Here is a 15838-nt window from a genome sequence, read left to right as displayed (position 1 = left end):
CTTGTTGCAACCGGATAGCGACAATGAAGCTACAATTCCGCTGAACTTCCAGGACGCTTCCCGTGCCATCCTCGGCCGCATTTGCAGCGATGCACTTGCAGTGACGAGAGGGAGGGAACGATGATCCAGTTCAAGGGCGCCCAGGCGCGGGATGGTGCGGCGGGCGGTGCGCGGGCGGGTGCGCATGCAGGTACGCGGGCAAATACTCAGACAAGGACGCACGCAAGTACGCGGCAGCCGGACCGCCGGCAAATCCTGGCGGGCGATATCGTCACGATGGAAGCGGGGCGGGCGGTGTTGCGGCAAGGCCGCGTATGCATCGACGGCGCCGCGATTGCCGCGATCCTCGCCGCGGGCGAACCACCGCCGGCCGGCTTCGGCAACGTCGAGGTGGTGTACACGGGCGGCACGATCTTCCCTGGCCTGATCGACCTGCACAACCACCTCACCTACAACATGCTGCCGCTGTGGCAGGTGCCGAAGCGGTACACCAACCGCAACCAGTGGCGCACGGAGGAAGCCAGCTACCAGTCCGACGTGGCGCGGCCGGCCAGCCTGCTGGCCCGGCATCCGGACGTCGACTACACGCGTGCGATCATCCGCTTTGCCGAGTGCCGCAGCCTGTTCGGCGGCGTGACCACCGCGCAGGGCATGTCGCTGTCGTCGACGAACGGCATGCGCAAGCTGTTCGAGGGGCTGGTGCGCAATGTCGAACAGCCGGGTGAACACGGCTGGCCCACGGCCGGCTGCCAGACGCTGGATTACCGTCCCGATGAAATCGCCAGCAAGCTGGTTCCCGCGCTGGCGACCGGCATGCCGTTCCTGTACCACCTGAGCGAAGGCACCGACCGCGTGGCGCGCCAGCGCTTCCGCGACCTGCGCCTGGCCGATGGCAGCTGGGCCGTCGGCAAGACGATGATCTGCATCCATTGCGTGGGCCTGAAGTCGCGCGACTTCAACGTGATGGCGCGCACCGCCGGCATGGTGTGGTCGCCCACCAGCAACCTGCTGCTGTATGGCAGGACCGCCGACGTGGCCGCGGCGAAGCGGCGCGGGGTGCCCATCGCGCTGGGCGCGGACTGGAGCCCCAGCGGCTGCAAGAACCTGCTCGGCGAGCTGAAAGTGGCGCGCGCCGTCAGCACCAAACGGGGCGGCCTGTTCACCCCGCGCGAGCTGGTCGGCATGGTGACGTCGGTGCCGGCAGCGATGCTGGGCTGGGGCGGCCATGTCGGCACGCTGGCCGCGGGCCTGCGCGCCGACCTGCTGGTCATCGAAGGCACGCATGCCGATCCGTACACGGCGCTGATCGACGCGGGGGAAACGGCGATCCGCGCCATCCTCATCGATGGCCGCATCCGTGTCGGCGAGGCCGGGGCGTTGACCGCCGGCGATCCGCTGACCAGCGAGACATTCACCATCGGCGGCAAGCAATACCACATCGACCTGGTGGAAGAGGGCGACGACGCGATGGGCGGCATGACGCTGGCCGCCGCGGTGGACAAGCTGGCCTACGGGCTGGCGCACTTGCCGGAACTGGCGCAGGAGTCGGTGCAATCGCCTCCAGCACCAGCACCGGCACCCCCACCGGCACCGGCACCGCATGCCGCGTTCATGGCACGCGACGCGGCCCCGGAAGCGCGGCCGGAGTGGCGGCTGGAGCTCGAAATGGAAGACGGCGGCCATGGCCATGGACATGGGCAGGGAAATGAGCAGGGAAGCGGGCATGGCCACGACGATGGAGATGGCCACGGGCACGACCTGGGACCCGGCTTCGGACCTGCCCGATCCGCCGGGCTTGCCGGGCCGTTTTCCTCGCTGGCTTCCGCACCGTTTGCCGCGCCGTTCGCGGAAACCGTGCCGCGTGCGGAGGCGCCGGTCCGCCCGATGGCGCTCGACCCGCTCACCGCGGTGGACGACGAACGCTTCATCGAACGGCTGCTGGGCAATCCCAACCTGCCGGGGTATGTGAGGAAAAGCCTGCGGCAGTAGGCTGCCGAGCCAGGTCGTCGACCATCTCCACCGGCACTGTTTCAAAATTCGGGGACAGTCCCCATTTTTTGGAAACATTTTGCGTTATTCCGGCGGCGCAGCGCGGCATCGGCGCATCACAGCCGACGGTGGTACGGGTCGCTGAGGTGGCCGCGCACGACGTCGCGGAAATGCGGCTCATCGAGGCCGAGCAGTTCCACGCAGGACCGCTCGCCAAGATGGCCGGACGATGCATGGTTATTCTTCAGGTCGGTGAGCTTTTCCCGGTAGGACAGCAGCAGCGACTTGCGGATATGGTTGCCGGCAAACGGCAGCGGATGCTGGGTGGTGTCGAGCACGTAGATGCCGACCTGGCTGGACAGCACGCAGGTGGGCATTCCCAATGGCAGCGCCGGCTTGAACAGCAGCACTGACTGGTGCCGGGCCGGTGCGGGCAAGCTGGTGGCAAGCCATTGCGCCATCCTGCCCAGCACCTTGTCGAGGTCGGGAGGGTAGCCGCCGTGCGCGTGCTGCCAGTGCCGCAGCAACGCCTGTTCGGAAACGAAATACGTGAATGGATAGCCGGACGAGGCATACAGCCGCAACTGGAACATGGCATAGCAGCGGCCAAGCACATGCGCCGACTGCGGGCTGAGGTTGCGTTCGTCACGCTCGAGCAGGTCGGGCAACAGCAGCGAGGGCGCGTAGCTCAGCACGAGCACCTGTGCCTGCTCGCGCTCAGCCGCGCTCATGCCGTGTTCCGCCATTTCCAGCCGCGAACGGCGATACAGGTCGCCGATGAATTTCGTCACGCACGCGCCGGATGGAAACCCGCCGCTGTCATCGGACAGGCGGCGCACCCGTTCCCATGGGTGGACGAACGGCAAGCCGAGGAAATACAGGGCCAGCCAGGCCGCCGTCAAGCCTTCCATGAGCATTTCGTTGCTGCGTGCCGCGAGGCAGTCGTCCGGATAGTCCAGCTTCGCCAGGCCGCGCTGCTGCCGTTCGTGATCGCAGCAGCGCCGTGTCTCGAGCAGCCAGGCGACCAGCTGGTCCGACGGCGCCTTGCTGTCTTCGCCCGTCAGTTCCATGGCAGTCAGGCGTGCCGTACAGGCAAGCATACGCTGCACCAGGGCGGCCGGGTTCGCCTTCAGCAGGGTCAGTTTCTTCCAGACGTCCGGCAGGAACTGGGTACAGGCTGGTCCCGGGTCGCGCTGGATGACGTCGAGGACGGCCGTGCTGACGAGGCACACGTCGTGCCAGAAGTCGGCCGTGTCCCGGTCCGCGTGGAGGCTGAAGAGGTTATCCACGATGGCGGCTCACAGCGATTCGTAGGCAAGATCGCACAGATGCGGGCCACTCTGGGAACGCGAGGCGAGCAGGGTGCCTGCGCGCGCCGCCACGCGACGGTGCACCAGTTCGGTAAACACCTCGACGCACAGTTTCCGGGCGATGTTCGAGTCCAGTACGGTCGGCCGGTGAGCGGCGTCGCCGGCTCCTTCGGCAAGACCGGGCTCGCGATGGGGGTTGACGCGAGCGTTGAGCAGGAAATCGGGCTTCGGCATCTCGATGAATTCCTGCAGCCCCAGTCCGTTCAGCAGGCGCTCCAGGGCAAGCGGATCGATCGACTGGTGTTCGACGAATCCGTCATCGAGACACAGCGCCGCGTGGCGCAGCGTGCTGAACACGTATTCCTCGGCGCTGCTGCCGCGGTGGGCGAAGTGGCGGACATTGCTTCTCGCCCAGCCGCTCAGCGTGCGGCGGGCTTTCGGATCGCGCATGCTGCGGGTAAGTTCGCGCACCGTCGAGTTGCCGTCCGAGCCACGCTCGATGACCTGGAAGACGTTCCGGTCGATCACGTGCATCCAGCTGGCCGCCTGGGCGATGCGCACGCGCAGATAGCGCGGCCGCGCGGTGGCGGGGGCGGGATCGCAGGTATCGTCAAGGCCTGGCGGGTCGGCAAGTCCGCCCGGAGACGAGGCACGGCGTTCGCGCACCATGTCGAACACCACGAGCTGCCAGGCGAGCCCGAGGAAATTGCGGAAAAACACGCCTTTCTGGTTGGCCGATGCCGCCTTGCCGTCGAACAGCGGCAATGGCATGTGGCCGACGAACTGCACCTTTGCCTGGCACGCCAGCAGCGAACTCAGCAGCGTGCCGGTCCCGCTCGAGGCGATGGCGCCATACTGGGCCCAGGGCTTCTGGCCGCGGCCGCATTGCCACCACTCCGGATCGATGTCGAAGTACCGGATCACCGCATCGACGCGCCGCGTAGCCCGGCTGTACATCTCATAGACTTCGGTACGCCACGAGGCCAGGCCGTCGGCATCCAGCACCCTGCCGACCAGCTCACTGAGATCGCTTGCCCGGTTGCGCAAGTCTTCGCCGGTCGCATCGAGCTTGTTTTCGGTCGCCACCAGCCCGCCGTAATGTTCCGCGGCGATGTAGATGGCGACCAGGGCCATGACGAAGACCGCCGGTTCGTAAACATCGCTCATCGCGAAAGTGAAGATCACCAAGGGGATGAGGGCGGGTACGCCCAGCACGTATTTCATGGACTCGGCAGGAATGCGCCAGCGGGCGGCGCTCGGCCCGGTATCGGGCGGTGCGGCATCGGACGCATCCCGGGACCGCGAAGCGTGCCGCTTGCATTCTTCCCGCCAGAAGCCATAGGCGCTCGCCGCGGAAAACGCGCTGAACCATAATACCGCCAGGCTGCCGACCAGCATCATCTTCAGCGTGACGGCATCGATGTCGTGCTTGCCATGAGTGCCGTGTTCCAGCAATGCCTCGATGCGCGCGAGCCGGGCATTGATATCGGCTGGCGGGGCGGGCGGCATGGCATGTGGATCGGGCGGGAAGAAGAAGGCCAGGGCCAGCAGCAGGGCCGTGACGAACGATGCCGCGTAGATGGTCAGCAAGCGCCAGAACTGCCGCCATTTTTCGTCGACCCGCGCGACTGGAACCGAAGACTCGTACATGATTCGACCCTTTCGCACTTGGGTACGGACGAGGGCGCGGACGAGCGCGCGGACGAAAGGCGCGCGAGGCGCACGCGCGTTCGATCAGGCGGCATCGAAAGGGCGCATACCAATCAGGCTACCATCCCGGCCGGACGGCGAGCGACTTTTTATCGCGGTGTTGCGGAAATTGAACTCGGCAACAGGAATCGTGGCCCGCGGCGCTGTTTCTCATCGTGGGTCAGGGCCGCCACGTTGGCGCCGGCGCGCAGCACAAGTGACCGTCCTCATGCGCGCGGCCGCGATCCAGTAGAATCGGGCCTCTCCAGCTAACGGCCAGCCACGTGACAGACCAGGACCAGCTTCTCGCCTTTACCCTCAACGGCGGTGCCACCGGCGCCCGCATCCGCGCGCGCGACTGGTCCGGCCATCCGCTGGGGCCCTTGCCGCACTGGCCTTCGGCGCTGCGCACTACGCTGGGTATCGTGCTCGGCTCGTCGTTCCCCACCTTCCTGGCGTGGGGCGACGCGAACTACCTGTTCCATAACGACGCCTACCTGCCGATGCTCGGCAAGCGGGCCGACAGCACGCTGGGCCTGCCCTACCAGGAAGTGTGGAGCGAGGTATGGTCCGACCTCGGCCCCTACGTGGCGCGGGTGATGGCCGGCGAATCGTTCTTCTTCGAGAACTACGCCACCACCCTGTACCGCAATGGCGTGCCGGAGCAGACCTGGTTCACCTTCTCGTTCAGCCCCGTGCGCGACGAGTCGGGCATCGTGCGCGGCCTGCTGTGCACCGTGATCGAGGTGACCGACAAGGTGCTGGCGCTGGCCCGGCACAAGGAGGCCGAAGAGCGGCTCGCGCTGTCGCTGGAAGCGTCGGGCAATATCGGCACCTGGTCGGTCGACCTGGACACGTCGCTCACCTACGTCGACGAACGCTTCGCGCGGCTGTTCCAGGTCGATGCCGCCGCGGCGCGTTCGGGCACCGACCTGGCGCGCTTTACCGGCATGATCCACCCCGACGATCGCCCGGCGGTGCTGGCCGCCATCGAGCACGCGATCGCCACCGGCACGCTGTACGACATCGAATACCGCATTCCGCAGCGATCCGGCGCCGATGTATGGGTCAATGCGCGCGGCAAGCTGTTCGGCCCGACCGGCCCGACTGGCGCGATGGCGACAGGCCGGCGCAGCTTCGCCGGTATCGCCGTCGACATCACCGAGCGCAAGGTCGCGGAGCAGCGGCGCATCGCCAGCGAACGGCTGGCGGCCGAGGCTTCCGAGCGCGCGGCGGAAAGCATGCGCCGGCTCGACGTGCTGCTCGACGCCGCGCCGGTCGGCATCGCCTACGTGGACATGGGCGGGCGGCTGCTGGTGGCCAACAGCTACAACCGCGTGATCTGGGGCGACCATCCGATGCCGGCCGACGTGGACGAGTACGGCGGCTGGCGCGGCTGGTGGCCGGAAGATTCGGCCCATGCGGGCCGCCGCGTGGCCGTGACGGAGTGGCCGGTTTCCCGCGTGCTCGATGGCGAAGAAGCCGCCGGCGGCGTCTTCGAGATCGAGGCATTCGGCGCACCCGGCTCGCGCAAGACCATCCTGGTGCGCGCCGCCGTCATCCGCAACGACGCCGGCGTGGCGGTAGGCGCCGTCGCGGCCAACATGGATATCTCGGCCCAGGTGGCGGCCGAGCGGGCGATGAAGGACAGCGAGACGCGCTTCCGGCTGATGGCCGACGACATACCGCAGATCGTCTGGGCCGCCGACGCCGACGGTGACAACGACTACGTGAACACGCGGTGGTTCGAATACACCGGCGAAGCGCTGCCGCGCCGGCCGGACTGGGACTGGCGCCCGCACATCCATCCGGACGACCTGCCGCTGCTCGAGGAAACCTGGCACACCAGCCTTGCGACCGGCCGGCGCTTCGAGATCGAGCACCGGCTGCGGCACCATTCCGGCCAGTTCCGCTGGGTGCTGAACCGCGCGGTGCCGTCGACCGACGCCATCGGACCGGACACCCGCTGGCTGGGCACGCTGACCGACATCCACGACAAGAAGACCGGCGAGGAGGAATTGCGCACGCAGTCGCGGCGCAAGGATGAGTTCCTGGCCATGCTGGCGCATGAGCTGCGCAATCCGCTGGCGCCGATCAGCACCGCCGCGCACCTGCTGTCGCTGGGGCGGCTCGATGCGGCGAGTGCGCAAAGGACGAGCGAAGTGATCGTGCGGCAGGTGCGGCACATGACCAGCCTGGTCGACGACCTGCTCGACGTGTCGCGCGTCACGCGCGGGCTGGTCGAACTGGACCTGGGAACGGTCGACCTGCCTTCCGTGCTGGCGAGCGCCATCGAACAGGTCAGGCCGCTGGTCGATGCGCGCGGCCATGCCCTGGCCGTGGACGCGGACAGCGCGCTGCCGCTGGTGAAGGGCGACCGCGTGCGCCTCGTGCAGATCGTCACCAACCTGTTGAACAATGCCGCCAAGTACACGCCGCCGGGCGGCAGCATCGGCGTGTCGGTAGCGGCGGCGGCGGGCAGCGTGACGATCGCCGTGTGCGACAACGGCGTCGGCATCGCCGCCCATGTGCTGCCCCACGTGTTCGAGCTGTTTACCCAGGCCGAGCGTACGCCGGACCGTTCGCAGGGCGGCCTGGGCATCGGCCTCGCGCTGGTGCAGAGCCTGGTGCAGCTGCACGGTGGCACGGTGGCCGCGTCCAGCGCCGGGCTGGGGCAGGGCAGCACCTTCACGGTGACGCTGCCGGCCATCGGCGCCGGTCATGCGCAGGCCGCATGAGCACTTTCCCGAGAGATATCTGATTTCGTGATAATTGGTATGGCCAATATAAATTGGCCTGACCGGAGCGCCGGATGGCATGATGCACCTGTCTCCTCCAATTTCCCAAGAATTGGAATTTTGCCGGCCTCAGCGCCGGCATTTTTTTTGCCCGCCGCACGCGCGGAGCCCGCACTGGTACCGGGTTCGCGCCTGTTCGGGTGGCGCGGCGCCGACAAGCAAGAGCGTCGGGGCAGCAGGACAGGATGGCAAAATGAGGAGGCAAGCGATGCGAACGCTTCGCATTTCCCGAACCAACGTTCAAATTAGTTCGACTTATATATTCCAGGCAGACGTTCTACACTTGCCCTGGCGAGACAGCTCGCACAGTGTTTCGACAGCGCCTGCCCCATGGCGCGCTTCCCTTCGCGGTGGTCCGGTTTCCCGGCCGCCGCTTTTTTTTGGGCGCTGCGGCTGCGTGGCATGTCGCCCGCAACCCAGAAACACTGAGCGAACCGCATTTTCGCCTGCTTTTGCGAACTGCGCCAGTCCCGCTCAGCAGTACGGGCCGTCGACACGCGGCAAAACCCGGTCCCGTTCAGCCGCCGGGCTGTTCCCAGCCGCCGCCCAGTGCCAGGAACAGCGCCACCTGGTCGGCGGCGACCTGCGCATCGGAGGCGGCCAGCGCGCTGTCGCCGGCGGCCAGCGTGCGGTCGGCGTCCAGCACGGCCAGGAAATCGATCTTGCCGGCCTCGTACAGCCGGTGCGACTGCCGCGCCGCCAGCGCGCTTTGCTCCTGCGCGGCGCGCAGCGCGGCATTGCGATCGAGCTCGCGGGCATAGACGGTCATCGCCGTTTCCGTTTCGCGCAGCGCGTTCAGCACCAGGCCGTCGAAGCGCGCCAGCGCGGCCGCCGTCGCGCTTTCCGCTTCGGCCACCCGGGCGTGGCCGGCACGTGTCGGCAGCGTCCATGACACCAGCGGGCCCAGGCTCCAGCGCAGGGCATTGCCGGCGCCGAGCCGGTCCAGCGCGCCGGAGCTGCCGGCCGACAGTCCCAGGCTCACGCTGGGATACAGCTCGCTGGTGGCAACGCCGATACGTGCCGTGGCGGCGGCCAGGCTGCGTTCGGCACCGCGCAGGTCCGGGCGGCGGCGCAGCAGGGCGGCCCCATCGCCCACCGGTACCGGCTGCGCCAGCCGTGGCACGGCGGTGCAGGCGATCTCGCTGTCCGCCATCTCGGCGGGCGCGCGGCCGGTCAGCGCGGCCAGCCGGAACCGCGCGGTACGGCCTTGCGCCAGCAGCGGCGGGATCGCCGCGCGCAATTGTTCGAGCTGGGCGCGGGCGCGGGCCTCGTCGAGCGCGGTGCCGCGCCCGGCACGGATGCGCCGCCCGGTCATTTCCACGAAACGCTGCTGCAGTTCGACCGACCGGCGCGCCACGTCGAGCTGGTGGCGCGCGCCGCAGGCATCGACATAGGCGCGGGCCGTGTCCGCCGCCACGGTGACGCGGGCCAGGTCGAGCGCCGCTTCGGCCGCCGCGCTGTCCGCGCCGGCCGCTTCGACGCCGCGCCGGATCTTGCCGAACAAATCGAGCTGGTAGGACACGCTGATGCCCGCGTCGTGGCTGTAGCCATCCGCCAGCGGCTGCGGCAGGCCCTTCGCCGCCGCCGAGGCGCGGCCATAGGCCGGCGCGCCGGTCGCACCGATGACCGGGTCGGCGGCACCTGCTGCTTCCTGCTGCACCGCGCGGGCACGCGCCAGGTTCGCGGCCGCCACGCGCAGGTCGGTATTGGCGGCGAACGCCTTGCCCACCAGCGCATCGAGCGAAGCATCCCGATACAGCCGCCACCAGTGGGGTGGCAGCGGTTCGCCGCGCAATGCCGGTTCATCGGCGCTGGCGAACGGCGCGGCGGCCGCGGGCCGCTGTATCGCCGCCTCTTCGGGGACACGGTAGTCGGGGCCGACGGTGCCGCAAGCGGCGAGCACGGCCAGCGACGCGTACAGGGGCAGGTGGATCAATCGGCGCATGGCGGCCTCCTCACGAATGCCTGGCGGGATTGCCGCCGGCGGCAGCCGGCCGCGCCGTGGCGGGCGCTGGAGCCGGGACGGCGGCATGGGCTGCGCGAACATCGACCGTCACGGTCTGCCCGGCCACCAGGCGGACGCCGGCCGGCAGCGCATCGAGCTTCACGCGCACGGGGATGCGCTGCGCCAGGCGCACCCAGTTGAAGGTGGGGTTCACGTTCGACAGCAGGTTGGCCGACGTGCTGCGCTCGCGGTCCGCGATGCCGCCGGCGAAACTCTCCACATGGCCGTGCAGGACCTGGCCGGCGCCCATCGGCGTCACCAGCACCGGGTCGCCGATGCCGATCGCGCCCAGCTTGGTTTCCTCGAAATAGCCTTCCACATAGTACGAATCGCGGTCGATCAGCGCCATCACGGCGTGGCCGGCCGTCACGTAGCCGCCCGCCCGCAAGTCCAGGTTCGTGACGGTGCCGTTCACGGTGGAGACCACGCGGGTGCGTTCCAGGTTCAGTTTCGCCACGTCGCGGCCGACGATGGCCTGGGCCAGGGCGGCGCGCAATTCGTCGACCCTGGCCGATGACTGCTCGCGCACTTCCTGCGCCACCAGGTCGCCCAGCCCGGCGTTGCGGCGCGCATCCCTGGCTGCCTGGTCGAGGGCCACGCGCTGGGCCTGCACCGCCGCCTCGGCCTGCCGTAGCGCCAGCGCGAAGCGCGCGCCGTCGATCTCGAACAGCACGTCGCCCGCCTTCACCTGCTGGTTGTCGCGCACCAGCACTTTCGTGACCTGGCCGGTGACGTCCGGCGCCACCTGCACCACGTCGGCCTTCACGCGGCCATCGCGCGTCCAGGGTTCCACCTCGTAGTGCTGCCACAGGCGCCAGCCGAGGGCGCCGGCGGCCGCCAGCGCGGCCAGTGTCACGAGAAAACGCGCCACGGCCAGCGCCGGGGCTTTGAAGGTCGAGTCAGTTGCCATGATCAGGTGTTTCAGTAGCCGAAGCGGGTTGTCAGAAGGGATAGGCCGCCCAGGAGGATGCCGAACAGCGCGCAGTCGAACAGCGCGGGATGCCACACCAGCCGGTAGAAGCCCAGCCGCAGCAGCAGCTTGCCGAGCACGCGGGTGCCGGCCAGCGCGGCCAGCGCCAGCAGGAGCAGGGTGGGCACGTACAGGCCGTGCAGGCTGATTTCAGCGCTCATCGGGAGACCTCGGGAGTGGGTTCGTAAGGTGCAGCGCGCGGGAACAGGTCGCGCCGCATGCTGGCCAGCGCCGCCGCCGCCGTGGCCCAGTCCTTGCCGCCGTCGTCACCGGCCGACCGGCAGACGGCGCGCAGCGTGCCATCGAGCTGCGCCAGCAAGCCCTGGCCGGAAGGCGACGCGGGACTGTTCGAGAGCTCCGCCGCGCGCACGCCGCTGAAATGAGCGGCCAGCCGCTCCAGCAGCGCGGCCAGCGGCACGCCGCGCGGTTCCAGCTGCGCCGCCAGGCCCCGCAACTGGGCGATGTGCAGGCCCGCGCGCAGCTCGCGCATGTTTTCCAGCGCGGCGGCACGCACTTCCGGCGCCGCTTTCGCCAGCGCCAGGCGCGGCATCAGCAGCGCCACCCGGTCGACCACGCGCGCCGACACTTCCAGCAGCGCCGGCGCGCGCGGCGCCTGGGCCATCTGCACCAGCTCCGCGCGGGCACGGGCCAGCATGCGGCGCGCCATCCACGGCGCATCCACGGTGCGGATCGCGCGGGTGACCACCGCGGCGGCGATGTAGCCGGCCAGCTGCGCCAGCAAGCCGTTGGCGAACGAAGCCATGTCGAGCTGGTTGGTATCCTGCAGCGCCAGGGTGCTGGCGATGCCGATCACGAATGTCAGCGCATTGCCGTAGGTGGCAGGGCGCGCCATGTACACGCCCAGCAGCAGGAACACGGGCGCCAGCGCCAGTACCAGCATTTCATAGCTGTGCACCGCCGGCAGCACGACGAGGATGTAGAACGCCGATACCGGCACCGACCACAGCGTGTACTTGACGAAGCCGGTGATGGCCGGGACCGGATCGTCCATCGTCGCGAAGAAGCAGCAGGCCACGCCGGCCAGCATCGGGGCGGCAGCGCCGGCCGGCCAGCCCGTCATGATCCAGAAGGCGCAGCAGGCCAGGATCGCGATCGCCGCCGCCAGCGCCGAGCGCAGCGCCATGCCGTGGTCGCGATGCAGCACCGAAGGTTTCAGGTGCGGCGGGCTGGCCGGCGGCGCGCCATGCATCACGGCGTCGATGCTGTCGCGCAGTTCCAGGCTCTCCTCGCAGGCCGTGACGAGCGCCGTTAGCCGCTGGGCGAGGTTCACCTGCAGGATCGTGCGCCACGCGGCATCGGGCCCGAGTCGCGGCGCCAGCGCATCGAGCCGCGCCCGCAAGGCCGCCGCGCGCGCCGGGTCGGCGCTCCGGCCTTCGGCGATCCACTCGGCCACGTCGTCCAGCATCGCCTGCCACGCCGGTTCCACCGGTCCGGTCGCGGCCAGCGCCTGCAGCCGGTCCTCGACGGCCAGCAGCAGCGGCACCATCACGGCCAGGCGGTCATGCAGCGCATGCACCATCGCGCCGGTCCAGCGCAGGTGCGAGGTATCGAACGGCAGGTGGGTGGACATCACGCGCATGTCGCTGATCTCGGCCGCCAGGGCCAGGCGCACATGGGTATCCCGGTCGCCGGCGGAGCCCGGAGAATTGGCGGGCAACGATCCGGCGGGAGAGCTGCTGGACCGAATTGCATCAGCGTAGAGCACGTCGAGCATCCAGCGCCGGGCATCGCCGATCGCGCGGTCCAGCCGGGCCAGCAGCGCGGGGCCGACACCCTGCGGGAATACCAGCGAGTGGACCAGCGTGGCGGACAGGATGCCGACGCCGATTTCCTCGACGCGGGCCAGCGCCGTATCGAACACGGTGGCGGGATCGGCCACCGAGGGAAAGCCGATCAGGCCGGCCGTGTAGCCGGCCAGCATGAAGATGTAGGAACGCGGCGTGCGGTCGAGCAGCGACACGTACAGGCACGCCGCCACCCAGCACGCCAGCGCCAGCGACAGCAGCTCCGGCGCATTGGCCAGGTTCGGCACCAGCGCCACCGTGGCCGCCGAGCCGACCAGCGTGCCGCACACGCGGAACAGCGCCTTCGAGCGCACGGCGCCGGCCAGCGGGCTGGCGACGATGTAGGCCGTCATCATGGCCCAGAACGGGCGGGGCAGGCCGGCCGCCATCGACACGTACAGCGCCAGCATCGACGCCGTGAAGCACTTGGCGGAGAACAGCAGCTCGCGCGGCTGTGCCAGTTTCAGCAGCATCGGCGCTCAGCCCTTCGCGCGCACCGCCAGGGCGGAATCGAGGTGCGCCAGCACGCGCACGCAGGCTTCGACGTCGGCTTGCGGCAATCCGTCGAACAGCTCGCGGCGGAACGGCAGCAGCAATTCCTCCAGCTGCGCGGCGCAGTGGCGGCCCTCGGCCGTGAGGTGCAGCGTTTTCGCGCGCCGGTCGGCCGGATCGTCCTGCCGCGTGACGAGGCCGGCCGCGACCAGCTGGTCGATGATGCGGACCAGCGACGGCGGTTCGACGCCGAGCGCCTCGGCCACCGTACCCGGCCGCACGCCATCGCCGAGGCGGGCGATCATCACCACCGGCCAGCCGCTGGCATGCGACAGCGCGAAGGTGCCGGCCACCCGGTCCGCGGCCGCCTTGTAGGCGCGCGCCGCATGGATCAGCGTATGGGTGAGGGACATCAGGGTCTTGTCGAGTTGCGTCATGGCGGCGGCGTTCGATCAGGCGGCGTTAGATTAGGATGCGAAAGTTTAGCATCCTAAGTATATCGGCGCAAGCCGGCCAGGCTGCTGTGCGCCACCGCGGCCGGCAGTGGCATGGTGGAAGCCTTCGCTAGCGGCTGCCTGCCCCGTCCAGCAGTGCGCCGACGCTGTGCACCACCCGCTCCAGCAACGCTTCGTCATACGGCAGCCAGGGGACGGCGCCGAGCCGCTTGGCGTCCCGCTTATTGGCCGGCTTCAAGGCCAGTTCGACCTGCGCGCCGTCGCGCCAGACCTTGCCGGTGCGCAGGCTGACCCTGGCATCGCCCACGTGCACATGAAAACCCTGCACCGACACCGTGCCCGCCGCGACCTGGGCGGACAGCACGCGTTCCAGCACCTGCCGCCGCATGCCATCGATGCCGGCCTGGTCGCGCAGCAGGAACAGGCGCCGGGTGCGCTCGTCCCAGGTCGACTGGCCGTCGTCCGTCTCGAGCGCGATGGTGGAGACGCTGACCAGCAGGTCGACGGCGCGGCAGGTTTCCGAATACACGCGGGGCGGTACGTCGCGGGCCGCCACCTGCTGCGCACCGCGCAGGAAAGCGATCGGTCCGCTGGGGACGATGCCGGCATAGCCCGGGTACAGCCGGCCGATGCCGAACACTGCCCGGATGTCGCCGAACTGGCGCACCATGCCCTCATATTCCAGGCGCCAGCCATCGCGCCCTGCCATGCCGATCAAGCGCCGGCCGTCCAGTTCATAGCCGCGAAAGACCTCGCCCGGATCGGCGTCCGGCGGCGGCACGTAGCATTCCCTGAACACCTGGCGCAACGGCTGGCGCAGTTCGCGCCGCAGCAAGTGCGTGCGCCACGCATCGCGCTCTTCGGCGGCTGCTTCCACCGGGTGCCACAGGACGACGCCGGCATCCCCGGCGATCCGCACGGCTTGGCCCAGCACATCGACCGGCTGGTCGTTCTGGTCGAGCATGAAGGATGCGGCAGCGCGCCAGACCAGTGTCCTGGCGAAGGCTGCCGCGGCGTCGGTGCCGAGCAGGCGTTCGCGCCACTCGCGATACGGCAGCTCGACCGGGCGGCTGAAACACGCTTCCAGCAGCGCGGCCAGCATGGCGCGCTGCTGCTTCGGTTCCAGCCCGGTCAGCCGCAGCGCGATTTCCGGCCTGGTCGCCAGCCGGCGTTCCGCCGGTTTCAGGTGGCGCGCCAGTTTTTTTTCCAGCCCGGCATGGCGCACCACTTTCAGGGCCGCGCGCAGGGCAGCCACGCCTTCGGGCGTCGGCACCGCCTCGGTCAGGTAACCCAATGCGATGGTCAAGGCCTGCGAGGGCGCGCTGCGCGCGGCCGTGGGCGCCACGCAGGCGAGCGGCAGCAGCCGGCCGATGACGGCGCGGTACCAGGGCTCGTCGCCCAGCGCGCCCACCCGCGCGGCGAGGGCCAGCACGTGGCCGTCGTCCGAATCGTAGTAATCGGCCTTGTAGGGGAGTTCGCCGGCGTGCATCCGTTCCAGCACCTGTGCCGCTTCTTCCAGCACCGCGCGCGCGAATGCCGCATAGTCCGGATCGCCGACCATGGGTTCCGACGGGTGGGCCCGGCCTTCCTCGTCGCCACCGCGATACCAGAACGGGCCGCCGCCTGCCAGTGTCATCAGGGCCGCCGGTGCCGCCCGGGCCAGCACGGCCAGTTCCCGGGCCGGCAGGCCATCGTTGTAATGCTCGCGCATGCTGTCCAGCAGGCGGGCGGCGAGACGGCGCGCTCCGGCAACGCGCGCCATCGCCAGGATGCCGTAGCGCAGGCGAGGCCAGTATTCGACAGGCGGCAGCATGTGCGCAAGCTGCGCCTCCAGCATGGCCGCTTCCTCGGCGGACGCGGGTGCAACGGCAAGGTAACCCGCCTGCATGACGAGCCAGTGGAAATCGGTGTCGCAGGTCGCTGGCGTGCTCCTGTCGCGCGGCGGGATGACGCGCAGGGTGGCGCACAGCAGGGCGGTGTCCAGGTGCGGCACCAGGCCAAGCTTGCGTGCCCGCTCCAGTATGTCCAGCGCCTGCTGGCGGCGGGCCGGATCGCCATCCCGCACCTGCACGGCCTGCTGCAGCAGGGGCCAAAGCCTGCCCAGTTCATCCGGCGTCAATCCTTCCAGGTCGAGCGGCGGGCCGGTGAAGCGTTCATGGTCGGGGGCGGGGCCGGCAAGGCGGGCGTGCAGTTCGGCGAACGTGGTCATCGGCGGATCCGGTCGGGTGGACCCGTGATTGTGGCGGAAGCGGGCCGCGCACATTCTCGCGGATTGTCACGGGGACCCTCTCTCGCTGACCGGTTGGCGGGAAAAACGCGCGTCGC

General features: G+C 69.4%; 10 protein-coding genes. 2 read left to right on the top strand and 8 right to left on the bottom strand.

Going from position 1 to position 15838, the window contains the following annotated elements; genetic code table 11:
• Positions 1–120 precede the first annotated feature (120 nt).
• Complete coding sequence (locus EYF70_RS16645) at positions 121–1989, top strand: amidohydrolase family protein (protein WP_131146402.1); 1869 nt, start codon at positions 121–123, stop codon at positions 1987–1989.
• A 116-nt stretch (positions 1990–2105) separates the two neighbouring features.
• Here EYF70_RS16645 and EYF70_RS16640 read toward each other — a convergent pair whose 3' ends face one another.
• Together EYF70_RS16640 and EYF70_RS16635 are read right to left on the bottom strand one after the other, a co-directional pair.
• Entirely contained in the window at positions 2106–3278 is a 1173-nt protein-coding gene (locus EYF70_RS16640) for a hypothetical protein (protein WP_131146401.1), read from the bottom strand.
• A 9-nt stretch (positions 3279–3287) separates the two neighbouring features.
• Positions 3288–4949, bottom strand: coding sequence for a hypothetical protein (locus EYF70_RS16635; protein ID WP_131146400.1), 1662 nt, complete (start codon positions 4947–4949; stop codon positions 3288–3290).
• Between the two features lie 323 nt (positions 4950–5272).
• Here EYF70_RS16635 and EYF70_RS16630 point away from each other — a divergent pair, with 323 nt between their 5' ends.
• Complete coding sequence (locus tag EYF70_RS16630; RefSeq protein ID WP_131146399.1) at positions 5273–7726, top strand: PAS domain-containing sensor histidine kinase; 2454 nt, start codon at positions 5273–5275, stop codon at positions 7724–7726.
• Between the two features lie 577 nt (positions 7727–8303).
• Here EYF70_RS16630 and EYF70_RS16625 read toward each other — a convergent pair.
• The 6 genes from EYF70_RS16625 to EYF70_RS16600 form a co-directional block, all read right to left on the bottom strand.
• Positions 8304–9731 carry an efflux transporter outer membrane subunit gene (locus EYF70_RS16625; RefSeq protein ID WP_131146398.1) on the bottom strand — a complete coding sequence of 476 codons (1428 nt, stop codon included), beginning with the start codon at positions 9729–9731 and terminating at the stop codon, positions 8304–8306.
• Positions 9732–9741: 10 nt separating this feature from the next.
• Entirely contained in the window at positions 9742–10701 is a 960-nt protein-coding gene (locus EYF70_RS16620) for an HlyD family secretion protein (protein WP_131146397.1), read from the bottom strand.
• Between the two features lie 11 nt (positions 10702–10712).
• Positions 10713–10922 carry a DUF1656 domain-containing protein gene (locus tag EYF70_RS16615; RefSeq protein WP_131146396.1) on the bottom strand — a complete coding sequence of 70 codons (210 nt, stop codon included), beginning with the start codon at positions 10920–10922 and terminating at the stop codon, positions 10713–10715.
• Positions 10919–13039: an FUSC family protein gene (locus EYF70_RS16610; protein WP_131146395.1), complete on the bottom strand. Its 2121-nt coding sequence runs from the start codon at positions 13037–13039 to the stop codon at positions 10919–10921. Before EYF70_RS16610 ends, EYF70_RS16615 begins: the two co-directional genes overlap by 4 nt.
• A gap of 6 nt (positions 13040–13045) precedes the next feature.
• Positions 13046–13495, bottom strand: coding sequence for a MarR family winged helix-turn-helix transcriptional regulator (locus EYF70_RS16605; RefSeq protein WP_131146394.1), 450 nt, complete (start codon positions 13493–13495; stop codon positions 13046–13048).
• 127 nt (positions 13496–13622) lie between these two features.
• Positions 13623–15722 carry a DUF4132 domain-containing protein gene (locus tag EYF70_RS16600; protein WP_131146393.1) on the bottom strand — a complete coding sequence of 700 codons (2100 nt, stop codon included), beginning with the start codon at positions 15720–15722 and terminating at the stop codon, positions 13623–13625.
• Positions 15723–15838: the final 116 nt, after the last annotated feature.

This window comes from Pseudoduganella albidiflava, assembly GCF_004322755.1.
Classification (GTDB): Bacteria; Pseudomonadota; Gammaproteobacteria; order Burkholderiales; family Burkholderiaceae_D; genus Rugamonas; species Rugamonas albidiflava.
This window is presented reverse-complemented; position numbering and strand designations above follow the sequence as displayed.